We start from the raw sequence: 23,623 nt of genomic DNA on the forward strand, positions 1-23,623 counted from the left end.
TTGAGCACCTTGACAGTATGCTTTCCAGAGATGATTCCATGCGCTTCCCTTATACATTTTGATTGATTATTACCGCAAGTGATTTTATAGTCAACACCGCAAGTGATTGGATATTATTGCTAACGGTAATAAAATTGACTCATGAAAAAGAAGCCATTAACGCCCGAACAGTTAGATGACGCTAAGCGGCTGAAAGAGCTGTTTAATGCGAAGAAAAAAGCACTGGGTATATCCCAGGAGTCTGTTGCACATGAATTGGGCGTCGGCCAAAGTGCTGTCAACCAGTTCCTCAACGGCGTAAATCCGCTCAATATCACCAACGCCGCTGCTTTTGCAAAAGTACTGAATGAACCCATCAGTAGCTTTAGCCCTTCTCTGGCCAAAGAGTTGGCAAAAATGGCGGAGAGCCTGTCCATCACTACCCGCTCAGGTGCAAAGGATAAACCCGCGGTTTCCGTCGCTAATAGCTATCCGTTAATCAGTTGGATAAGCGCGGGTAACTGGTATGAAGCGATAGAGCCGTATACGCTGCGTGACATTGAGATCTGGCCTGAATCGACCAAGCATGCTCATGAGAGTGCATTTTGGTTGAGCGTAAAAGGCGATTCCATGACTTCGCCATCAGGTATCAGCTTCCCAGAAGGGATGATTATCCTGGTTGACCCAGAAAAAGAGCCCATGCCGGGTAATTTTGTGATCGCCAAACTGACGGATGATAACGAAGCAACATTTAAGAAGTTAGTGGTTGATGCGGGCATTAAGTACTTGAAACCCTTGAATCCCGCGTATCGGTTAATTGAACTGAACGGCAACTGTAAGATACTCGGTGTGGTTGTTGATGCCCGTTGGTTGCAAATAGATTAGCCAGGCCGTCCGTTTCCTTAAAAACCAATTACAAAATAAAATAACTAAATCATGTGTCTATACAACCAGTTATCTTTTTATATAAAAAATAACCGCCAGTAATTAACCAGTAAATCACCTGCGGTAATTTATTTATGTCATCAGGGTTGTCTGCTACGCACGAATACTGTATATTATCACAGTACTTATTGTTCAGGAAAAAGTCATGCGTGTTGAATTAATTTATGACAAGCGGAATGTCGGTTCCCTTGCTAACGCCACTGAAATTATTAGGGCAGAGCTCACCAAACGCGTACATCGTGTCTTCCCTGATGCAGAGGTTAAAGTCAAAGCGATGCATGCCAATGGCATCAATACCAATGCCAGCAAACAAGAAAAGTCAGTACTCAACCGTTTAGTTGAAGAAATGTTTGATGAAGCCGATGAATGGTTGAACAATGAATTTTAACAGAAATGTATCCGGGTAGATTGGCCCGGAATCTATTCGCACTCGCATATTATCGGCCCTAGAATAAAAAATTAATTTTTTTAAAAATTTTTTAATCTTTAATTTAAAAAATTAAATCTTTATCGATGTTAGTTTTAATTATGATGATTTAAGCAAATTAAAGGTTAATAATGAATAAAGAAATACTGGCAAAAAAAGGGGGCTGCGTACTGGCATTATTTATGCTGAGCCAGACTGCCGCGGCCAACAATAATACGGATACAGCAGGCAACGTGACTGTCAGCACCTCATTTGGATTATTGAATGCCGAGTCAATCGAGTCTGTTTATCAAGCCGAAACTGCTAATAAAAGGCTAAGTCAATTAAACTGGAAAACCAATAATGCCCCTATCGTAAAACTGGATATATCCTGGGATGCGTTGCCTCGACTAACCCTAACAGCCAAGGCCTGGAGCACACTTTCATCAGGTCAGGGAGTGATGGATAATTATGATTGGCTTACCCCACAACAAACACAGTGGAGTGATTGGTCTCATCACGAAAAAACCAATTTAAATTATGCCAATGAAATTGACATAAATGCGAAGATTTGGTTTTTTAAACAGCACAATTATCGGGTTGGGCCTATTTTAGGCTATCAGGAAAATAATCACAGCTGGACAGCTTATGGTGGTAACTTTAATTATAATAATGGCACAAATGTCTTTGCTGCTCCTGACGGCATTGTTGGTGTTGGTTATAAACAAAAGTTTGATATGCTTTATATTGGCTTGGCTGGAAGTTATCGTTATCAACAATTAGAATTTAATGCCTTATTGAAATACAGCAATTGGGTTAATGCCAATGCATACGATAATCACTATAGCCGCAAAGTTTCATTTAAAGACAGTAGCAAGAATTCAAGTTACTACTCGGCCGTTATTGATGCTGGATATTACTTCACAGAAAATACTAAACTTTTCGTGGAAGCGGCTTGGAACCAATATTCTGAAGGGCGAGGAGAGACACAAACGCTCAACTACGCCACCGGGAATGTTGGCAATGGTAAATCGGGTATTGAGCATCAAAGCCAAACCCTTACCGTAGGTTTTCAGTACAAATTTTAATCATAGAAAAGCACAGTAAACGCCGGAAATCGAAAATCATGGGCTGTGTGCAGTTTATCTGTGTACAGCCCATCGCTATAGGCACCCACCCCATAGATATGCCGATAGGCACTAATTTACGTGATAAACATTACTATCTTTTTAAACTTTACTCACATTTTCACATCTTAAGTCTTCACCAAAAAATAAGCAATATCATGTTTTTTATAAAAAAATAAATATAATCATTACTAGAAAGCGCCATGTAAACATGAGCAACAATTAACAGTAGTCATTAATTACCGTTTATTACCGTGACTCAGCTCAAGTTTTCTCTTGCCAAGCCGTTACTTGAATCATGTTTTCCTTTTTATTTAGGACGCTCTATGCTTGATTCCATTCGCTCACGTATTTTGGCAGCCTGTATTATCATCGTTGCGGGTTCGCTCGCCATCAACACCTTCCTCAACTATTCCGTTGCCAATAAATATAATAACAGCGCCATAGATAATACCCTGACAGCACTCACTGTTAGCCACAGTGTCAGCATTGCTGAATGGGTGGCATCCAAAACACAAATGATCATGTCGCTCAAAGACAACGCATTAACCGCAGAACCACTCGCTGCCCTAAAGCAAGTGTCTGCAGCAGGCGGCTTTATTAATGTCTATATTGGCTACGCCAATAAAACGGCTATTTTCTCCAACCCGGATGGCATTCCCGCCGATTATGACCCCACCGAGCGCCCGTGGTATCTACAAGCCATGAATGCAGGTAAGCCTGTGGTGACACCTCCGTATATCGATGCAGGGACCCAGCAGTTGGTCGTCACATTTGCATGGCCCATTGTTCAAGATGGAGTTCTTAAAGGCGTGATCGCTGCCGATGTCACTATGGGCAGTGTAATTGCCAATGTGAATGCTATACACCCAACCGATAATAGCTTCGGGATGCTAATCGGGGCTGATGGCACAATCATCGCCCATCCTGAGACGGTGCTAACTCTTAAGTCACTGGCCAATATCGCGCCGAACCTGAATTTGCAGACACTGCTTACGGCAACGGTACCTGTTTCAACAGATATTGGCGGCAGCAGCAAATTATTGCTCGCTCAGGCAATCCCTGGAACGCAGTGGTTTACCATCGTTGCACTGGATAAATCTCAAGCGACTGCAGGAATGCATTCATTACTAACGACATCATTAGTAACATTGGTGATAATTATCTTCATCTCTGCGGTGGTGATAGCGCTGATAACCCAACGCGCCCTGACGCCATTAACGCATGTCCAGCAAGCGATGGATGCTATCAGTTCCGGTTCAGCAGACCTCACTCAGCGCCTTCCGGCTGAAGGCCGTGATGAAGTGGCACAGATTGCCCGCTCATTTAATCAGTTTGCAGATAAGCTCAGTCTGGTTATGGCTCAAATCCGTGGTACCAGCGAATCTGTCCGGGTAGCAGCGAATGAAATCGCAGCAGGCAACCAAGACTTATCGGGTCGAACAGAATCAGCCGCCGCCAGTTTGCAGCAAACCTCAGCAGCACTGGAACAAATTTCGGCAACCGTCGCTCAATCAGCCAGTGCCGCACGGCAAGCTAACAACGCGGTACTTTCTGCCTCTAAGGATGCTTCTCGCGGTGGCGAAGTTATCACTAAAGTCATCACAACGATGGAGTCAATTGAAACAGCCTCTGGAAAAATTGGCGATATCACTAGCGTCATTGATGGCATTGCTTTCCAAACAAATATTCTGGCACTGAATGCTGCCGTCGAGGCCGCTCGGGCAGGTGAGCAAGGACGAGGTTTTGCCGTGGTTGCAGGCGAGGTTCGTATACTGGCACAACGCAGCGCACAAGCGGCTAAAGAGATAAAAAACCTGGTCGAATCGACGGTCAGCAGTGTGGCATCAGGCTCCAGCCAAGTGCGCCAAGCCAGTAATGCCATGACCGATATTGTCGGTAGTGTCTCTGATGTCACGACCATTATGTCGGAGATCACCAATGCCGCTGATGAACAAATGCGTGGCATTCACGAAATAAATAGTGCGGTGGCGCAATTAGATACGATGGTGCAACAGAATGCCGCACTCGTGCAGGAGTCAACGGCCGCTTCAGCGGCCTTACAAGCTCAGGCCACTGATTTAACTGATACTGTTAATCAATTTAAGATCTAACGCGCTGATCCTATCAGCCAGAACAGCCGTCATTCAGTTCCAGCAGGTTATTTACCCGCCCGCTGGAACGTGGCTATTTCAGTATGATCCGTGCACCTATTTTAATCGGTACGAATTTATTGTGTGCCACTCCGGCATCGGTTAGCGCTTGCCGAAGTTGTTCTGGTGGCTCATCCAATGACTCATCAGCCAGTTCAAAGACCCCCCAATGAATCGGGATCGTCACCGGTTGGTGTAATTGTTGAAACAATTGCACCGATTGCTGTGGGTCCATATGTTGCGCCTGCATAAACCAACGTGGTGCATAAGCCCCGATCGGCAGTGCTGCATAATTGAATGGCCCCAACGCCTCACCGATATCCAATAATTGCTGGCAATAGCCAGTATCACCACTGAAATAAAAGTTAACTTCGCCTCGTTTCACTACCCAGCCAGACCACAAACTGTGATTCCGATCCCAAGGTGTACGCATACTCCAATGGCGAGCGGGTACACAATGAAACTCAAAGTCAGCGACGACTTGTTGATCCCACCAATCCAACTCATAAACATGGCGAGCGCCATGCTGCCGCAACCAATTTTTCAGTCCTAATGGGGCCAGAAACATCACATCAGGGAAACGGCGCAATAATTGCGTGATAGTAGTGGCATCCAAGTGATCGTAATGATTATGAGATATCACGATCACATCAATATCGGGCAATTGTTTTACGCTGGCAGGTACTGGTGTTTTACGCTGTGGGCCATAAAAATTAACCGGTGAAGCCCGGCTTGAAAGCACAGGGTCAAACAACACAGTTTGCCCACTGATACGTAATAATAATGAGGCATGACCAAGCCACCACAACGCATCTTGCTGCCCTGAAAAGTCAGCCTGTTGCCACCAATCGGTGACGAACTGCGGGTATCCCCGTTGAGGAGGCTTGGGTAGCGACTGGCGCTTCCTTTCTTCACGCCAGCGTTTCAAATCCTGTGGATGATGAACAACCGGTTCTACATTCTGAAATCCAAACTCCGTGTGATGTGGCTTGCTGGCATCATAATAGGGGTTTTTCTTGGCCATTTTACTTCCTTCACTGCCAACCGCTGTTGCAGCCAACATACATTAACTGGGGTTTTATGAATTTGGTTTTATACATTAATTTGGTTTTATACATTAATCATTTTTCTGTAACACATCACACGAGAGCAAAGGTGATCCTTCTCACAGGGTAGATAATAACCCGCTGATATGTGATGGCATTTCATGCGATTAATACCAATATTGCCACTATTGTCACAGTCATTATGGTGGCAAGAGGGCATTATCACGCATTCATGCTACTTTGGACATTCTGTCTTATTGCGGAATAAATACGACTCTCTCTCAATTGATGTATATCAATTTTTGTTGATATACATGGCTTTTTGCGTCGTAAAAATCTTTTTCGTGATCTCTGACTCATTTTTATGAACACTATACCGCTATAAAGAAAACAGTTATTCATTATAAATGAAACATTGTTTTAATTTTAGGTGGCGGTAAACATGAGTAAACAGATTTCAACGAGGCATACGTTGGCTTACGGGAGTGCCAACTTGCTGGGCAGTGGGGCATTAGCCATTAGTGGTGCCTGGCTGATGTATTTCTACACAACGTTTTGCGGACTTTCTGTTGTAGAAGCAGCCACTATCTTTTCAATCGCCAGTATTATTGATGCCATCAGTAACCCGGTAATGGGTTATATCACGGATAACTTCTACAATACCCGCGTGGGCCGTATCTTCGGGCGCCGTCGCTTCTTTATCTTGCTGGGAATTCCACTCGTGTTGGTCTATCCAATGCTGTGGATGAGTGGTTTTGGTTTTTGGTACTACCTGCTGACCTATGCACTGTTTGAATTAATTTACACCTCCATCATGGTACCTTATGAAACACTGGCTACCGAGATGACAACAGATTTTGCCAAACGCTCTAAACTGACAGGTTCTAAAGCAATCTTCGGCAAGGTAGCGAACTTCCTGGCCGCTTTCATTCCAGGTCAATTCATTGCAATTTATGGCAAAGATTCCGCAACCCCCTTCTTATATACCGGTATCGCTTATGGTCTGATTATGTGCTGCGCCATGATTTGGCTTTACAGCTCATCATGGGAGCGTCCAGCCAGCGAAGTGGTCAGGGAAACCACCAATAGTTTAGGTCAGGCACTGAAAAAGCTGTGTGTTGATATGGCATCGACTTTCCATCTGCGCATTTTTCGCAAGCATCTGGGAATGTATCTGTTCGGTTTTGGTGCTGAATGGTTGTTCGCGTCTGCATTTACCTACTTTATTATTTTTGGCTTGGGACAAGATGCCGCATTGGTTTCGCAGCTCAATAGCTTCAGTTCTATTATGCAGCTCATCTCCACCGCTATTTTTATCGGTATCTGCGTAAAAATGGGCTTCGCTCGCCCCTTCCGTATTGCTCTACAAGTGGTGATTGTCAGCGTGATTGCCTACGCCGCGCTGTATTTCACCGGTTGGTCTGAGACTACGACCGTTATCGTCCTGTTCTGTATTACCGCGGTCTTCGGTTTAAGTACCGGAGGGATCTACTATATTCCGTGGACCGTTTATACCTTCCTGGCCGATGTGGACGAAGTCTTGACCGGGCGTCGCCGGGAAGGGATTTATGCAGGTGCGATGACATTCGCCGGGAAAATGGTACGTTCGGTGATTGTCTTTGCCATGGGCTGGACGTTAAGCCGCTTTGGCTTTGTTTCTGGTCAATCTAATCAGCCAGAAATTGCCGTGCAAGCCATTGTCGGTGTCTTTGCCATAGGGGTTATCTCACTGGCATTAGTCGCTATCTACTACACCACTCAGATGAAGCTAGATCGCAAAAATCACAGTATTTTATTGGAAGAAATTGAACGCATCAAAAATGGCGGTGCTATGGCGGATATCCCTGCCCACGCCAGAGCCGTCGCGGAAGAACTGACGGGGTGGAAATATGAACAATGTTGGGGCAATAACCCCTTGGGCGTCAAAGCGTCGCCAACCGTCATACCTAAACCGGTTACCGAGAGTTAATTAATTTTTGGTCGTGACCACAAACCGCACCGGTCCCGCCAGTGCGGTTTGTGCTTCTCCCTTCCCTAAGCATGAATGGGTAGATAAAATATCGGCGTTGGATGTCAGCGACAATAATCTCAATGTCTTGATTGATCTGTTTCAACATTGATCTGTTTCAACGTATGTTGGCACCCTTCCAGTCAATACAACTTTATAAAATAAATTATTCATCTACTTGAAAATTTCAGCATGTATTATGTAAATATCCGATTACTATAAGCGCACGAACACTTATTTTGCCTTTTAAACATGGATAAAAGATTGTTGAAACGTCTCTCTGCCCCGCTGCTGGCTGCTGCTTTGTGGACTATCCCGTTGCACAGCCATGCCGATACTCAGCCGTTGACCTCGCAAGATACTAAGCTGTTGACCTCGCAAGTTGTTGATCAATACGCCGAACATATCTTCTATAACAGTGGCGCTGTAGGAATGGCTCTGGTGGTTATCGATAACAATCAGGTCGTCAACCGTAGCTTTGGTGAAACGCAACCCGGCAACAATATTCGCCCACGGCCAGACTCACTGATCCGCATTGCATCAATAACCAAGCTGATGACCAGCGAAATCATGGTAAAACTGGCTGATGATGGCATCGTTAAGTTAACCGACCCGTTAAAAAAATATGCGCCAAAGGGGGCCAACGTCCCCTCCTACAGTGCTAAGCAGCCGATTAGGCTGTTGCATCTTGCCAGCCATACCAGCGGCTTACCCCGCGAGCAACCCGGTGGCCCGCAAAAAAGACCGGTGTTTACCTGGCCGACTAAAGATAATCGCTGGCAATGGTTGAAACTGGCCAAAGTGACCGTTCCACCAGGCGTTAAAGCCGCTTACTCGAATTTGGCTTACGACTTACTGGCTGATGCGCTGTCACAAGCTGCGGGGAAACCTTATACTCGCTTATTACGTGATAAGATCACCGCCCCACTGGGGATGAAAAATACCACCCTAACCCCTACAGCGGAACAATGTAAGCGTCTGATGATAGGCGTTGGCAGCAGTCGTTGTGGGAATACGGTTGCAGCAGCAGGTAGCGGCGGTATTTACTCAACCCCCGAAGATATGCAGCGTTGGATGCAACAATTCTTAGCTTTTAATAACCGCACCCCCAAGAGTTCCGCCAAACGTGAGCAAGCGCTTTACTTCCAACGCGGTGACTTGGTGTCATTGAAAGGTATGGATGTCGCCGGTCAAGCGGATGCTCTGGGCTTAGGATGGGTTTACATGGCACCTAAGGCTGACTTACCGGGCATTATGCAAAAAACCGGCGGTGGTGGCGGATTTATTACTTATATGGCGATGGTCCCAGAAAAAAACATTGGCGTTTTTGTGGTGGTCACACGAAGCCAACTGACTAAATTCAGCAATATGAGTGATGGTGTGAATCAATTGGTTGCTGATTTGGCGAAAAATCATTGATGTAACACGGCGGCAGGGTAAATACTGCCGCCAATTTCTATCGGCCTGAACTGACCATTGTTGACTGCATACCCCATAATAAGAGTAATAGTCCGCACCGGGCACATACTGATGGATAAGCGGTAGATATGACGTTGAGATATAGAGAAAAGCAAAAACCCGTTATCTTATTCAGATAACGGGTTTTTAATTGGTGCCGGCACCAAGAGTCGAACTCGGGACCTACTGATTACAAGTCAGTTGCTCTACCAACTGAGCTATACCGGCGAAATTGGCGGAAGGATAGAGATTCGAACTCTAGGACCTGTTACAGTCGACGGTTTTCAAGACCGTTGCCTTAAACCACTCGGCCATCCTTCCAATGGGCGGCATTATCATCTATAGCGCGATGATATGTCTAGTGTTTCATTTAAAAAAAACAGAAATTTAATTCGTTTGGTTAAACTTCATGCCAAAATTGGTTAAAAAAAGTCAACTCGACTAAAAATCCCCCTATTTCAGATTAGGCAGTAGTGACTTTACTGCTTTCAAAGGTAGCAACACATCTCCGTTCCTTCCGTATGTAGAAACAGACAGTTAGAAAAAAGTGAGTAGGATAAACGACTGAAGCACCCCACTATAGCGGAAATATTAGAAACCTAAATCACTCAGGGCGGGATAGTTATCAGGCCGCCGTCCCAGTGGCCAGTGAAATTGGCGATCCTGTTCTGTAATTGGCATGTCGTTAATGCAGGCATGGCGGGCAAACATTAACCCTTGTGCGTTAAATTCCCAATTCTCGTTACCAAAGCTACGGAACCAATTTCCAGAATCATCACGCCACTCATAAGCAAACCGCACCGCAATACGCGCACCATCAAAGGCCCAAAGTTCCTTAATCAGCCGATATTCAAGTTCGTTAGCCCATTTTCTGCTGAGAAAAGCGACCACAGCATCCCGGCCATGCACAAATTCAGCCCGATTGCGCCAATGAGTATCAATAGAATAGACCTGAGAGACCCGTTTAGGATCACGACTATTCCACGCATCTTCAGCCAAACGGACTTTCTCTGTCGCACTTTCATGTGAAAACGGTGGCACCGGTAACTTCATGGATAAATCCCTCAGTATTTATGTAGACAGATTTGTCTACTCAAATAAATCTAGCCGATGTAGACAGATTTGTCTACACTCCTTGTGCACTTCTTATCAGTGCCAGATGACTACCGGAGCCAAATGATGTCTTTTGAAATTGATATTTCTGCTATTGCAACTTTACCCGCCCAGCAGCGGATCCTCTTAACAGCCCATCGTCTATTTTATCAAGAAGGGATCCGTGCCACTGGTATTGACAAAATAATTAAAGAGTCGGGTGTCACTAAGGTCACTTTTTATCGACATTTTCCCAGTAAAAATGATCTGATTGGCGCGTTTCTTGAATATCGGCATCAACGGTGGATTAACTGGTTTATCGAAGAACTTAAACAGCAAACCATGCACCACGCAAATTTATCCTTGGCATTAACGAAATGCATGGCAAGCTGGTTTGAGCAACCAAGTTTTCGCGGTTGTGCTTTTATCAATACCACAGTAGAACTAGGTGGGTTATTACCGGAAATACGCGAACTTGCTTATCAGCATAAAAAGCAAATGGCACAAGAGATAAGCCGATACTTACCACAAGATGATCAATGTGAGATCCGCAGTGAAATCATCGCGATGGTGTTAGATGGTGCGATCGTGAAAGCCCAGAGAGAATTAGATTTGTCGGCAGCCTTAACACTAATACACAGTACATTGCAGGCCTTAGAGCAGCAGTGGCTCACAATAAGAAACGCGGCCAAATGACCGCGTTTCTCTCAGGACTTACGCCTATAATCAGAATTAGAACTGATAGACCATACCTACTGCGACAATATCATCAGTATTTATACGGGCATTTTTGGTGAAATCGTTTTTATCCAACAAGTTGATTTTGTAATCAACATAGGTAGACATGTTTTTGTTGAAGAAGTAAGTCGCACCAATATCAACATATTTCAGCAGATCTTGATCGCCATAGATCCCAATGTCTTTACCTTTGGATTGCAGGTAAGCCACTGATGGACGTAGACCAAAATCGAACTGGTATTGCGCGACCAATTCTATGTTGTGTGCTTTATCTGCAAAACCGAAAGCGGCATCACTTGATTGATTGTTGAAATCACCAAAACGAGTCAGGTTGTAAGTCTGAGTATAGTTAGCGGCCAGATAAACGTTGTTCGCATCATATTTCAGACCACCAGTGTAAGCATTGGCACGCTTACCCTGGCCATACTGCAGGCCATTTTGCTCAGTGGTACGCAGAGAACTCGCCATCGCTGCTGATGCACTCACCCCCCAACCCAGATCATAAGACAAGGACATCCCGTAGCCATCACCGTTCTGATCTGCTACAGCGCGACCATTGTTGGTTTCACTACTGCTGCCATTTTTACCCTGATATTGCAGAGCAAAGTTCAGGCCATCAACCAAGCCGAAGAAATTGGTGTTACGGTAAGTCAGCATCCCGTTGCCGCGTTGTGACAGGAAGTTATCAGCACCGTAAGTATCACCACCAAATTCTGGTAGTACGTCAGTCCATGAAGTGACATCGTACAGAACACCGTAGTTGCGGCCATAATCTAATGAACCGTAGTCAGAAAATTTTAGACCCGCAAAACCCACACGAGTGAAACTTCTGTGGCTCTCGTTCTCGTTCTCGTTCTCGCTCTCTGCTTTATTCAGATTGACTTGATATTCCCACTGACCATAACCAGTCAGTTGGTCAGTGATTTGTGTTTCGCCTTTCAGGCCAAAACGCATGTAAGATTGGTCACCATCAAGGTTCTTGTTATCAGAAAAATAATGTAACCCATCAACTTTACCGTATAAATCCAGTTTATTACCGTCTTTATTGTAAATTTCCGCAGCACTTGCACTGCCTGCAACCAATAAGGCCGGAATAATAAATGAAAGAACTCTAAGTTTCATTGTTATCATCCTCTATTATTAGATATATCTATACCACTACTCTTTCGAGAATATATTACCTAGGAGGTGACCATATTGTCATAATAAGATGACCATTAATCCATATGGAAAATGCTACCAAATTAAGAATAATGTTTCGTATGCATAAAAAACATTTACAAATGTAAATTTCAACAAATATTTATAAAAAAAACAAATCGTTAGTCAATATAAATAACAACCGATTTAAATATAATAGTAATTGTAAACAGTGAGTTATAATTAATGTAATTAGCACGAATTGACAATATAAACATACCAACAGGGATATATAATGACCACGCTATCATCATTATTTTCCTATCATTGTGGTTAACACAGTCAGATAGTTCGTTAATGTTACGACCGGTCTCTGACCGGTTTTTTTTATCCTATCCCAAGACATCCACTTACCGTCGTTATACCCGTCATACTTCAAGCTGAATATGCGTTGTCTACGTTCAATAACCCGAATCACTTACTGGTATTGCTCTTAAAAAATCAAGTAATCTCATCGGGATTAATGAGCCTCATCCCTGAGGCTTACGGATAGTATAAATACTCTTCAAATTGGTTCCCGGCCGATTTGTATCTCTCTGCCGCCTTCCTATAACTCGAATTATTTAGGGTATATAAACAAATATTTGCACTCATCTTTCCCCCATAGACTTACTTAAATACAAATAGCTTAATGTCATCTGGTCAGTTATTGTGCAAAAATAACTGACTATTGCCGAGTAAAAAGTAGTCATCCAAAAAAGAAAGTATTTGATAATAATCCCCCCCTGCTCCACTCAACCACTTTATTAAGTCATCTCAAACTGTTTTATTGGTTTACTGGCAGCGGTACATTTTCACACAAGGCTCACGCACTACGGGAGGCGATCACATCAGCAAATCAGAGAAATCCACCTTTAAACCCATACAATCTGACTGGTTTATATCGAATCTGAGGCGCTATTTTAAAAGGTAGCTGTTAAGTATTCTGCTTATCCGCACAAATCACTTCGACCCGGATTTAGCTTTGTGATAGAAACGTCTGTCTATACCACTTTTTCACTTCAATAGTAGATCTGATACCTCATGAGTACCAAAATACACCAACAAGCATTACAGCCCGGTATTAGCCAACAAGTTTCTACCCGGTTAGCTTTTTTTATTGCCGGATTGGGCATGGCCGCTTGGGCACCACTTGTTCCCTTTGCAAAAACGCGCATTGGTCTTAATGATGCCTCATTGGGTTTATTACTGTTATGCATTGGTATTGGATCGATGCTGGCGATGCCGCTCACTGGCGTGCTCACCGCGAAGTGGGGCTGTCGGGCCGTCATTTTACTGGCAGGCGCGGTGCTCTGTTTAGATTTACCTTTACTTGTATTGATGAATACTCCCGCGACGATGGCTATCGCGCTATTAGTGTTCGGTGCAGCCATGGGCATAATAGATGTGGCGATGAACATTCAGGCCGTCATTGTTGAAAAAGCCAGTGGCCGGGCGATGATGTCTGGCTTCCACGGTTTATTCAGTGTCGGCGGGATTGTTGGTGCAGGAGGTGTCAGTGCTCTATTGTGGCTGGGCCTCAACCCACTGACAGCGATTATGGCTACCGTAGTACTCATGATTATTTTACTGCTGGCAGCCAATAAGAATCTGTTACGTGGCAGCGGTGAACCCCATGATGGGCCACTGTTTGTTTTTCCACGTGGCTGGGTGATGTTTATCGGCTTTTTATGTTTTGTCATGTTTTTGGCCGAAGGCTCAATGCTTGACTGGAGTGCCGTCTTCCTGACTACGCTACGCGGTATGTCGCCATCACAAGCAGGTATGGGCTACGCCGTATTTGCCATCGCGATGACACTTGGCCGCCTAAACGGTGATCGGATTGTCAATGGGCTGGGCCGTTACAAGGTATTATTAGGTGGCAGTTTATGTTCTGCCATCGGGATTATTATCGCAATCAGTATTGATAGCTCAATGGCTGCCATTATTGGTTTCATGTTAGTGGGTTTCGGCGCATCGAATGTGGTACCAATCTTGTTTACCGCCGCAGGGAATCAAACCGTTATGCCTGCCAACCTGGCGGTTGCATCCATTACAACGATCGGTTATGCGGGGATTTTGGCAGGCCCGGCAGCCATCGGCTTTATTGCACAATTAAGTAGTCTATCGGTTGCTTTTGGCTGTGTAGCACTTCTGTTATTAACCGTTGCTGCCAGCGCCAGAGCCGTCACGCGCTAACCAAGGGAATCGGCATTATCGTTATGCAAAATAATTCGTCTACCCACTCAGCGGCTAACATCACACGTTACTTCTGGCTATTTATCGTACTTCTGCTCATGACTGTTGGGCTATATGCCTATAACTATACCAATGCTTATCTGACTGAAAAGAAGCATGCTTTAACGAATATCGCTAACGGTTTGCAACAACGCATTGATGACTATCGTTATCATACTTACCAAATATATGATTTAGTCAATAATCCGATCAAAGCAAGTGAACCCCATCCTGCGGTGCAGGAAATCCGCCTGCGCCCTGACGTTTACTATATTGAAAAGCCTCGCAGAAAGACTGATGCTGTCATTTTTGGTAACCACGAGCCTGCAACGCTGACCATGGCATTACAGATATCTGACTATCTTGATAACCTGTGGGGGCCGCAAAATGACACTTACTCAATGTACTATCTTAACGGGCAGGACAATAGTCTACTCCTGATTACGACTCAGGCACTAAAAGAGGTCACATCACGCTTTAAAGAGAACTACCTTACTGCCTTTGCTGAATCGCGACGGGCGGAAATGCTACAGCAGGTCAATACATTGGATGAGCGGGAGAGCTTCTCGCCCTTACGCAAATTACGCTTCCAGAATGCCTACTATTTCACCCTAAGAACCACCTTTAACCGCCCTGGCCATTTAGCCACCGTGATCGCATTTGACTTACCGATCAATGATTTAATTCCACCTAATATGGCACGTTCTAACTTCCTGCTTCAACCGGATAAAGTGCCACTCAATGAGGGGGCTGCCCCCGAAGATATTGCGGCAACCAGTGTGTCACTGAACGGCTCATGGGTTGAATTCTCCGCACCACTGGCAAATGTCACACTGAAAATTGTTTATCGTGTACCGGTTAGTAATTTGGTTATCGACTTATTAATAAACAACTTTTGGTTAATCCTAGCCAATATCGTGTTATTGACACTAACCATTTTGGCCGCCTATTTTGTCCGCCGCCAATATGGTCGTCCAAGTGCTGATATGACCGGACAATTAGAAGCTCAGAGATTGTTGAGTCAGGAGATCATTACCAACCTACCGCAAGGCTTATTAATTTATGACTTCAGTAACAGCACTGTCATTGCCAGCAACAAGATAGCGGAAAATTTATTACCTCACCTGAATCTGCAAAAAATTGCCACTATGGCAGAGCAACACCACGGGGTGATTCAAGGGACGGTGAATAACGAAGTTTATGAAATCCACATGTTCCGTAGCCAGATTTCACCAGAGACGTATCTTTTTCTGCTTCATGATCAGGATAAAGAAGTCCTGGTGAATAAGAAATTGCAGCAAGCAAGGCGTGAGTACGATAAAAATCTGCAAGCGCGGAAACTGATGTTGCACAACCTGGGGATTGAACTTAGCCAACCAGTCCACCACATGAATCAACTTGCGCGTACATTAAAGGACACCACCGATTTGCAACAACAGCATGATCTTAAGACCAAGCTGGTTGAGCAATCTGAAACTATCCTTGAACTGATTGATAACATCACTTTACTGACTAAGCTGGAAACACAAGATTGGCAAACAGAACAACAGGTCTTCTCTTTATCAACCTTAATCGATACCCTACTACTGGATCTGCTCCCCTCGATTAATCAGAAAGGCTTAAATCTGTTTAATCATTTTCATGTCAGTCTTGACCAAACTTATCTAGGTGATGAAAAGGTATTACGTAAAATACTTTCGTTGTTGCTGAATTATTCTATCGTTACCACGGCTTATGGAAAAATCACCCTCAATGTAGATCATGAACCAGGGCACCCGGAACAATTGGTTATTCAAATAATGGATACTGGCGCGGGTATTTCTGATGAAGAAATAGGTAATCTTAATTATCCTTTCCTTAGCCAAGCATTGGCCGACAGATACAATCATGGCTCGGGGTTGACATTTTTTTTATGTAACCAATTATGTAAAAAATTAAACGGCCAATTAGAGATTCGCAGTAAAGTAGATATAGGTACACGCTATACTATCCGGTTAACAATAGCCGTTAAAAATGAACAACAAGGCACCCAGGAAAAATTACTGGATGGTGTCACAGTACTATTAGATATAACCTCAGAAGAAGTACGCTCTATCATTACAATATTGTTAAATTCATTTGGTGCTAACTGCATTATCACCGATGATCGCCTACCAGGGCGGGATTATGATGTTACAATAACGGATAATCCGCAACATTATGATAATTACACATTATTGCTCGCGGCAGATGAAACGGGGTTCCACCAGTTACAAAACAATTATATCAGGGTAAATTACAATTTAAGCCGCGCGGTTATTGATTCAATATTATTATTAATCGAGCAGCGAATTTTATCTGAACAATCGCAACAAGAGGTTGAGTACATTACAGAAGATGATATAAACCTCTACGAGAGGCAACTAAAAACCAGTGACTATTATTCCTTATTTGTCGAGACAGTACCGGTAGATCTGAAGAAACTGTATACTGAACTTCAGCAAAGTGATTTAACATCACTTTCGCAAACCGTACATCGATTAAAAGGCGTATTTGCCATGCTGAACCTGGTTCTCGGCAAGCAGCTATGTGAAACATTAGAACAGCATATCGCAGATGGCGATCGGTTGAAGATCGAAAATAGCATCAGTCAGATTGATTTTTTCATCACCAGACTGTTGCAGGAAGGTAACCCATAACCATGAACAACCTTAATGTAATTATTGCTGATGACCATCCAATTGTTTTGTTTGGCATCCGAAAGTCGCTTGAGCAAATTGAATGGGTAAACGTTGTCGGAGAATTTGAAGACTCCACCGCGCTTATTAACAATTTGTCCAAACTTGATGCCAACGTGCTAATTACTGACCTCTCTATGCCAGGGGATAAGTATGGTGATGGCATCACATTAATCAAATATATAAAACGACATTATCCAGATTTGGCTATCATTGTCTTAACTATGAATAATAATCCGGCTATCTTAAGCTCTGTCTTAGACTTGGATATCGACGGAATAGTATTGAAGCAGGGTGCCCCCGCTGACTTACCTAAGGCATTGGCCGCATTACAAAAAGGGAAGAAATTCACTCCTGAAAGCGTAGCCAAACTACTCGAAAAAATCAGTGCTAATGGTTACGGTGATAAGCGTTTGTCACCAAAAGAAAGTGAAGTTTTGCGGCTATTTGCTGAAGGCTTTCTGGTAACAGAAATTGCCAGAAAACTTAACCGTAGTATCAAGACCATTAGTAGCCAGAAAAAATCTGCAATGCTGAAGCTGGGTGTTGATAACGATATCGCTTTGCTAAATTATCTTTCGTCTGTGACGATTAGCCAAGTGGATAAAGAACTGTAACTCTTGCCCCGCTCGACTCTCAAGCCCAGTTTTGCTCTGCAATACTGGGCTTATTAATTAACGAAATCTAACGTAAGCGCCGTACTTGGTCACTGTAGTAAAGCAGCATCTGGCGCAGAGTATCCAGCGTCACAGGCTTCGACAGGCAATTATCCATCCCCGCCTCAATGCAACGTTGTTTCCCCTCAGCCAAAGCATTCGCGGTTACACCAATAATCGGGAAATTGTGATTCAACTGCCGTAAACGCTCAGTTAAACGGTAACCATCCATATTTGGCATGTTCACATCGGTCAACACCATATCCACGGTATTAGTATTTAACGCCACCAACGCATCCAAGCCATCATTAGCCGTAATGACACGATAACCCAAAGTGGTTAGCTGATCTGCCAGTAAACGGCGGTTAATCGGATGGTCATCCACGACCAGAATTTGCAGGTCGGCATTATTATCTTGATTCGTTTTCGGTGCGAGTAACTGTAACGATGAATTCTCAACCGGCTGTTGACCCCGCAGTATCCAGTCCAGCAAGGGGACTATCTCCAGTAAAGTTGAAGTACTCAATGACCAGTAAGCAGGGCGCGTCTCTTGTGGTAAACCAATATGTTCAATGGAGAGTTGGATCCATGCCAGTAAAGGGGTACTAAGTTGTGACGGATAATCGCAAATCAGCACATCTTCCGGCTGAGTCTGCTCACCACAGTAACGCCGAATTGTCGCGCCAAAGTAGCCAAGTAGATTGAGTAAATAGCTCTCCAGGCGTGCATTGCGAATATCTAACCACAGCACTTTTCCTTGCCAGCGAACATTGGCGGACAGAACAGTATTTTGGTTATGATACAATGGAATACGGATAGCAAAAATACTCCCCATCCCCAATTCAGATGTAACCTCGACATCGCCATCCATCAGGTTGACTAACTTCTCACAAATGGCCAGCCCTAATCCGGTTCCCTGAAAATGGCGTTGGACGCCGGTACCCACTTGGAAGAAAGGATCAAATAGCTGATTAATTTCACGTGAATCAATACCCATACCGGTATCCCGCACCTGAAATTCCAGATAGTAACCACGCACGCGTACCTGCAAAACGATACACCCCGTGTCAGTGAATTTAATGGCATTATTCAGAAGATTAGAAATCACCTGTTGTAGGCGAACTGGGTCACTTTCTATGAGCCGTGGGACATCCGGTTCAATAAAACAATACAGTCCTAACCGTTTTTTGACGACCAAGGGCAAATAGTTAGCCGTGATATGGGTGATCACTTCTACAGTAGAAAACTCGCTTGGCTCTATTTTCAGCTGTTCGGACTCTATTTTAGAAAAGTCGAGTATGTCACTGATAATTTTTAATAATAACCCCGACGAATTATTCATTGCCGTTACCAGCCGGTCTACTCCCTGCGGTAATTCCTTCGTTTGCAATAAATCGAGGTTACCGATAATGCCATACAGCGGCGTGCGCAATTCATGGCTGACGGTAGCCAGAAACATCGATTTTGATTGGCTGGCCTGCTCTGCCGCAGTGGCCATCTCTTGTAGTGACTCCTCCATTTTGACCCGAGAACTAACATCAACCAGCACACAAATCGCCACATCTTCATTGCTATAGCGTGAATGAACAAAGCTAATTTGCAGATTATTGTTGTTACTGGTCATTACATCGACAAAGTTAGCCTGACGCTCACAAATAATGCGCGTAATACGTTCCCGATCTTCATTCGTCAGTAAACTAATATAGTTATGTGCCAATTCATTACTCAGGATGTTAGTACCATCACTGATACGCAAAATGGATATCCCAACAGGAGCCGAAGCCACAATTTTACGGTTGAATTGTTCGTGCTCCTCAAGCCTCAGCGCATTATCTTCAGCCGGATGAAACATTTTTCGCTCAAATAGCCAAGCTAACGTAAAAATCACTACGGCAGAGAGCGCATTAAGAATGAACACATTAAAAATCAATAACTTGAATGTTTCTATTATCGTTTTGACGGGTAACGAATAAGCAATACTAAGGGGGGATGGCGGTAAAGTTCTCTTTAGAATAAGATCTTTATAATCATCAGCATAACCAAAGTAAGATGGCGAATCGGGATAATCATCCAGTATAGCCGGATAACGATCACCTGATGCCATCTGTAACACTGGTTCATTATCCTGACCTAATAAGGTCACTCTGATAGGCAGTGTTCGGGAAGAAATAAAATCCTCCAAGCGGACACTCTGCTCAAAGCCAATCATAGCCTCTAATCTATTACCTAGATAAACGGGGCTTAGAACATACAAAACGCCAATATCAGGACGAGCACCAGGTACCACCCAGTAAATATTGCTGTCTTTATCCTGATTCTGGGAATCACGGTACTTTAGGGCATGTTCATACAGCGACTTAAGCAGGTTTTCTTGCAACGATGGGGCATTACGGATGTCAAAATCCACCAGACACAACGTATCAGTGCCAATAAAAAAGACACGATTGAGATCGTAAGCGGCAGTAAAGTTCTCTTTCCAGTACCAAATAAGGTTACTGAGAGTATTCACTGACGCTTGATTAGACGTGCTAGCCGTAGCGCAACCTGAATCAGAGTTAAGAGGGTAATATTGTGGTACCGCCTTTTTATTCATAACCATGCCACTAGTGACATCAGTGTCACTGGCATTTTTATCTAGCCGATTTTCCGCCATATATTTAATATCGCGTATAATTTCGGCGGAATGCCGGATGTAGTTCTGCGCCAAACCAAAGTTGTTGTTATATTCCTGACGAATATCGGCTTTTTTTTCGTTAAGTACATTCAGGATATAAAAAGTGGTCAATAATGCGCCAAGTGACCATAACATAATGGCCAATACCCGGAACAAGTAGCGGGATATTTTTAGTGTCGTACGAAATGAAGAGAGATATTTCAATCGGATACCATGATGAAAAAGCATCGCCAGACAGGCTGTGTTAACAACAGAATATACTACCGATAACCCATAAAAAAGCCAGCTCAGTTGCTTAACTGACAGGCGTTAAGCTCACTGGCTGGCTGTTTTTTAATGACATAGTCATCTAAAGACTTGGTCGCCGCAGATGAATGAGCAGGTGCAATAAACCGCACCTGCCAGGGCAACATTATGCGTTTTCGTCTTCTACGTCAGTGTCGTCTTCTGCATCAGTACCTTCATCGGCAGCATCATCTGATGGTGCGCTTAGTGCTGCGTTTTCTTCGCTGCCCTCTTCACCTTCTAATGATTCGCCATCAAGGATGTCATCATCCTCTTCAGGTTCAGCGACACGTTGCAAACCAACAACATGTTCATCTTCTGCGGTACGGATCAGGGTCACACCTTGGGTATTACGCCCTACGACACTCACTTCGGATACGCGAGTACGTACCAGCGTGCCAGCATCAGTGATCATCATGATTTGGTCAGTTGGTGCAACTTGAACAGCGCCGACAACCTTACCATTACGCTCACTGACTTTAATGGAGATAACCCCTTGAGTCGCACGGGACTTAGTTGGATATTCTTCCACCGCAGTACGTTTACCATAACCGTTTTCAGTTACGGTCAGGATTTCACCATCACCACGAGGGATGATAAGAGAAATAACCCGATCATCGCCATTGAGGTTGATCCCACGAACACCGGTTGCGGTACGGCCCATAGAGCGAACCTGCCCTTCTGGGAAACGAACCACTTTACCCAATGCAGAGAACAGCATAACTTCATTGCTACCATCCGTCAGATCCACACCGATAAGCTCATCACCTTCGTTCAGATTAACGGCGATAATACCGGCGCTACGTGGGCGACTGAACTCCGTCAATGCCGTTTTCTTCACAGTACCGCTGGCGGTAGCCATAAAGACATGACGGCCTTCTTCATATTCTCGCACAGGCAGAATGGCGGTAATACGCTCATTTGGCTCAAGCGGCAACAAGTTGACGATTGGACGGCCACGAGCCCCACGGCTGGCTTCCGGCAACTGATAGACCTTCATCCAATAGAGACGGCCACGGCTGGAAAAGCACAAGATGGTATCGTGGGTATTGGCAACGAGCAGGCGATCAATAAAGTCTTCTTCTTTGATACGTGCCGCGGATTTACCTTTACCACCACGGCGCTGAGCTTCGTAATCACTCAACGGCTGGTATTTGACGTAGCCTTGATGGGACAGCGTCACAACCACATCTTCTTGATTAATCAGGTCTTCAATATTGATATCAGAGGTATTCGCGGTGATCTCAGTGCGACGAAGATCGTTATACTGATCTTTGATCGCCACTAATTCTTCGCGGATAACCTCCATCAGGCGATCCGGATTTTCTAGAATAAAGATCAGCTCGCCAATTAAGGTGAGCAGCTCTTTATACTCATCCAGCAGTTTCTCATGCTCCAGACCCGTCAGTTTTTGCAAACGCAGATCCAAAATAGCCTGAGCCTGTTGCTCGGTGAGGTAATATTTACCGTCACGGATACCAAATTCCGCTTCCAACCACTCAGGGCGTGCCGCGTCATCACCGGCACGTTCCAACATGGAAGCAACGTTACCTAACTCCCAAGGACTGGCAATCAAACCCGTTTTTGCTTCCGCAGGGGTCGATGCACGGCGAATCAATTCGATAATCGGATCAATGTTAGCCAGTGCAATCGCCAACGCTTCAAGGATATGAGCGCGATCACGTGCTTTACGCAGTTCAAAAATGGTACGGCGAGTCACCACTTCACGACGGTGACGGACAAAAGCAACCAAAATGTCTTTCAGGTTAAGCAGCTTCGGTTGCCCCTGAGACAAGGCTACCATGTTGATACCGAAAGTCACCTGCAATTGTGTCAGAGAGTAGAGGTTATTCAGCACCACTTCCCCAACCGCATCACGTTTGATTTCAATCACGATGCGCATGCCGTCTTTATCAGACTCATCACGTAACGCACTGATACCTTCGACGCGTTTTTCTTTTACCAGCTCGGCGATTTTTTCAATCAACCGTGCTTTGTTCACTTGATACGGGATCTCATGAACAATAATGGTTTCGCGGCCCGTTTTGGCATCCGCTTCGACTTCAGCACGTGCGCGGATATAGATCTTACCGCGACCAGTACGATAAGCCTCTTCAATACCACGACGTCCATTAATAATGGCTGCTGTTGGGAAGTCTGGGCCAGGGATATACTCCATCAGCCCTTCAATGCTGATGTTTTCATCTTCTATATAAGCCAGACAACCATCAATAACCTCAGAAAGGTTATGTGGCGGAATATTGGTTGCCATCCCTACCGCAATGCCCGACGAGCCGTTTACCAGCAGGTTAGGGATTCTGGTCGGCATAACAGCCGGAATTTGCTCCGTACCATCATAGTTAGGCACGAAGTCAACGGTATCTTTTTCTAAATCCGCTAACAATTCGTGAGCAATTTTAGACATACGGATTTCGGTATAACGCATCGCCGCGGCAGAGTCGCCATCGACGGAACCGAAGTTACCCTGCCCATCCACCAGCATATAGCGCAGTGAGAACGGCTGGGCCATACGCACAATAGTGTCGTAGACCGCGCTGTCACCATGCGGGTGATATTTACCGATAACGTCCCCGACTACACGGGCCGATTTTTTGTATGGTTTATTCCAGTCATTACCCAGTACATTCATCGCAAATAGTACGCGACGGTGCACCGGTTTCAGTCCATCACGGACATCTGGTAACGCACGTCCGACAATAACGGACATCGCATAATCCAGATAGGAGCTTTTCAGCTCTTCCTCGATGTTGACCGGTGTTATTTCTCTGGCAAGGTCGCTCATTGAGCCGCTATCCCTCTACTGATTACCGGATTTAAAGGTACGAAACTATATCACAAAACGCAGATTTTGGCGAAACTGCATGTTTTGGGTTAAACGACATGTTTTTGGTTAAAAAATAA

General features: G+C 44.5%; 15 protein-coding genes and 2 tRNA genes. 10 read left to right on the plus strand and 7 right to left on the minus strand.

Annotation, left to right across the window (positions count from 1 at the left end; all coding sequences use genetic code 11):
* The first annotated feature begins 141 nt into the window (after nt 1-141).
* The 4 genes from AC971_RS01020 to AC971_RS01035 all read left to right on the plus strand — a co-directional run bounded on the left by AC971_RS01020 (nt 142) and on the right by AC971_RS01035 (nt 4,571).
* Nucleotides 142-864 carry a LexA family protein gene (locus AC971_RS01020; protein WP_002208864.1) on the plus strand — a complete coding sequence of 241 codons (723 nt, stop codon included), beginning with the start codon at nt 142-144 and terminating at the stop codon, nt 862-864.
* A 205-nt stretch (nt 865-1,069) separates the two neighbouring features.
* Nucleotides 1,070-1,312, plus strand: coding sequence for a DinI family protein (locus AC971_RS01025; RefSeq protein WP_025383176.1), 243 nt, complete (start codon nt 1,070-1,072; stop codon nt 1,310-1,312).
* Nucleotides 1,313-1,482: 170 nt separating this feature from the next.
* Nucleotides 1,483-2,418, plus strand: coding sequence for an omptin family outer membrane protease (locus AC971_RS01030; RefSeq protein ID WP_025383175.1), 936 nt, complete (start codon nt 1,483-1,485; stop codon nt 2,416-2,418).
* A gap of 365 nt (nt 2,419-2,783) precedes the next feature.
* The gene (locus AC971_RS01035; protein ID WP_025383174.1) at nt 2,784-4,571 is read left to right on the plus strand and encodes a methyl-accepting chemotaxis protein; all 1,788 of its coding nucleotides are present in this window, start codon (nt 2,784-2,786) and stop codon (nt 4,569-4,571) included.
* 73 nt (nt 4,572-4,644) lie between these two features.
* Here the strand turns inward: AC971_RS01035 and AC971_RS01040 are convergent, their stop codons facing one another.
* Nucleotides 4,645-5,673, minus strand: a complete 1,029-nt coding sequence (locus tag AC971_RS01040) for an MBL fold metallo-hydrolase (RefSeq protein ID WP_025383173.1) — start codon at nt 5,671-5,673, stop codon at nt 4,645-4,647.
* Between the two features lie 425 nt (nt 5,674-6,098).
* On the opposite strand from AC971_RS01040, the gene AC971_RS01045 reads away from it, so the two are divergent.
* Nucleotides 6,099-7,625, plus strand: coding sequence for an MFS transporter (locus tag AC971_RS01045; RefSeq protein WP_025383172.1), 1,527 nt, complete (start codon nt 6,099-6,101; stop codon nt 7,623-7,625).
* Between the two features lie 291 nt (nt 7,626-7,916).
* Nucleotides 7,917-9,083: a D-alanyl-D-alanine-carboxypeptidase/endopeptidase AmpH gene (gene ampH / locus AC971_RS01050; RefSeq protein ID WP_025383171.1), complete on the plus strand. Its 1,167-nt coding sequence runs from the start codon at nt 7,917-7,919 to the stop codon at nt 9,081-9,083.
* Between the two features lie 191 nt (nt 9,084-9,274).
* Here the strand turns inward: ampH and AC971_RS01055 are convergent.
* From AC971_RS01055 to AC971_RS01065, 3 genes are all read right to left on the minus strand, one after another.
* Nucleotides 9,275-9,350 (minus strand) — tRNA-Thr (locus tag AC971_RS01055).
* A gap of 5 nt (nt 9,351-9,355) precedes the next feature.
* Nucleotides 9,356-9,443 (minus strand) — tRNA-Ser (locus AC971_RS01060).
* Nucleotides 9,444-9,713: 270 nt separating this feature from the next.
* On the minus strand, nt 9,714-10,175 hold the full coding sequence (locus tag AC971_RS01065; RefSeq protein ID WP_025383170.1) for a nuclear transport factor 2 family protein: 462 nt from the start codon (nt 10,173-10,175) through the stop codon (nt 9,714-9,716).
* A gap of 123 nt (nt 10,176-10,298) precedes the next feature.
* Between AC971_RS01065 and AC971_RS01070 the strand changes: the two genes are divergently transcribed.
* Nucleotides 10,299-10,910 carry a TetR/AcrR family transcriptional regulator gene (locus AC971_RS01070; protein WP_080984310.1) on the plus strand — a complete coding sequence of 204 codons (612 nt, stop codon included), beginning with the start codon at nt 10,299-10,301 and terminating at the stop codon, nt 10,908-10,910.
* 36 nt (nt 10,911-10,946) lie between these two features.
* On the opposite strand, the gene ompC is transcribed toward AC971_RS01070, so the two are convergent.
* A complete protein-coding gene (gene ompC / locus AC971_RS01075; RefSeq protein WP_025383168.1) occupies nt 10,947-12,074 on the minus strand; it encodes a porin OmpC in 1,128 nt (375 codons plus the stop codon).
* 1,101 nt (nt 12,075-13,175) lie between these two features.
* Between ompC and AC971_RS01085 the strand changes: the two genes are divergently transcribed.
* Genes AC971_RS01085 through rcsB form a run of 3 tightly spaced genes read left to right on the plus strand, consistent with a single transcriptional unit; the run spans nt 13,176 to nt 17,703 of the window.
* Nucleotides 13,176-14,330 carry an MFS transporter gene (locus AC971_RS01085; RefSeq protein ID WP_025383166.1) on the plus strand — a complete coding sequence of 385 codons (1,155 nt, stop codon included), beginning with the start codon at nt 13,176-13,178 and terminating at the stop codon, nt 14,328-14,330.
* Between the two features lie 23 nt (nt 14,331-14,353).
* On the plus strand, nt 14,354-17,047 hold the full coding sequence (rcsD, locus tag AC971_RS01090; RefSeq protein WP_025383165.1) for a phosphotransferase RcsD: 2,694 nt from the start codon (nt 14,354-14,356) through the stop codon (nt 17,045-17,047).
* A gap of 2 nt (nt 17,048-17,049) precedes the next feature.
* Complete coding sequence (rcsB, locus tag AC971_RS01095) at nt 17,050-17,703, plus strand: response regulator transcription factor RcsB (RefSeq protein WP_002210824.1); 654 nt, start codon at nt 17,050-17,052, stop codon at nt 17,701-17,703.
* 67 nt (nt 17,704-17,770) lie between these two features.
* Here the strand turns inward: rcsB and rcsC are convergent, their stop codons facing one another.
* On the minus strand, nt 17,771-20,620 hold the full coding sequence (gene rcsC / locus AC971_RS01100; protein ID WP_071825554.1) for a two-component system sensor histidine kinase RcsC: 2,850 nt from the start codon (nt 20,618-20,620) through the stop codon (nt 17,771-17,773).
* 208 nt (nt 20,621-20,828) lie between these two features.
* A complete protein-coding gene (gene gyrA, locus AC971_RS01105) occupies nt 20,829-23,504 on the minus strand; it encodes a DNA topoisomerase (ATP-hydrolyzing) subunit A (RefSeq protein ID WP_025383163.1) in 2,676 nt (891 codons plus the stop codon).
* Nucleotides 23,505-23,623: the final 119 nt, after the last annotated feature.

This window comes from Yersinia similis (assembly GCF_001053095.1).
In the GTDB taxonomy this organism is placed as follows: Bacteria; Pseudomonadota; Gammaproteobacteria; order Enterobacterales; family Enterobacteriaceae; genus Yersinia; species Yersinia similis.

Coding starts and splice junctions, on each gene's coding strand:
- AC971_RS01020 (WP_002208864.1), top strand. CDS start 142: ATGAAAAAGAAGCCATTAACGCCCGAACAGTTAGATGACGCTAAGCGG.
- AC971_RS01025 (WP_025383176.1), top strand. CDS start 1,070: ATGCGTGTTGAATTAATTTATGACAAGCGGAATGTCGGTTCCCTTGCT.
- AC971_RS01030 (WP_025383175.1), top strand. CDS start 1,483: ATGAATAAAGAAATACTGGCAAAAAAAGGGGGCTGCGTACTGGCATTA.
- AC971_RS01035 (WP_025383174.1), top strand. CDS start 2,784: ATGCTTGATTCCATTCGCTCACGTATTTTGGCAGCCTGTATTATCATC.
- AC971_RS01040 (WP_025383173.1), bottom strand. CDS start 5,673: ATGTTGGCTGCAACAGCGGTTGGCAGTGAAGGAAGTAAAATGGCCAAG.
- AC971_RS01045 (WP_025383172.1), top strand. CDS start 6,099: ATGAGTAAACAGATTTCAACGAGGCATACGTTGGCTTACGGGAGTGCC.
- ampH (WP_025383171.1), top strand. CDS start 7,917: ATGGATAAAAGATTGTTGAAACGTCTCTCTGCCCCGCTGCTGGCTGCT.
- AC971_RS01065 (WP_025383170.1), bottom strand. CDS start 10,175: ATGAAGTTACCGGTGCCACCGTTTTCACATGAAAGTGCGACAGAGAAA.
- AC971_RS01070 (WP_080984310.1), top strand. CDS start 10,299: ATGATGTCTTTTGAAATTGATATTTCTGCTATTGCAACTTTACCCGCC.
- ompC (WP_025383168.1), bottom strand. CDS start 12,074: ATGAAACTTAGAGTTCTTTCATTTATTATTCCGGCCTTATTGGTTGCA.
- AC971_RS01085 (WP_025383166.1), top strand. CDS start 13,176: ATGAGTACCAAAATACACCAACAAGCATTACAGCCCGGTATTAGCCAA.
- rcsD (WP_025383165.1), top strand. CDS start 14,354: ATGCAAAATAATTCGTCTACCCACTCAGCGGCTAACATCACACGTTAC.
- rcsB (WP_002210824.1), top strand. CDS start 17,050: ATGAACAACCTTAATGTAATTATTGCTGATGACCATCCAATTGTTTTG.
- gyrA (WP_025383163.1), bottom strand. CDS start 23,504: ATGAGCGACCTTGCCAGAGAAATAACACCGGTCAACATCGAGGAAGAG.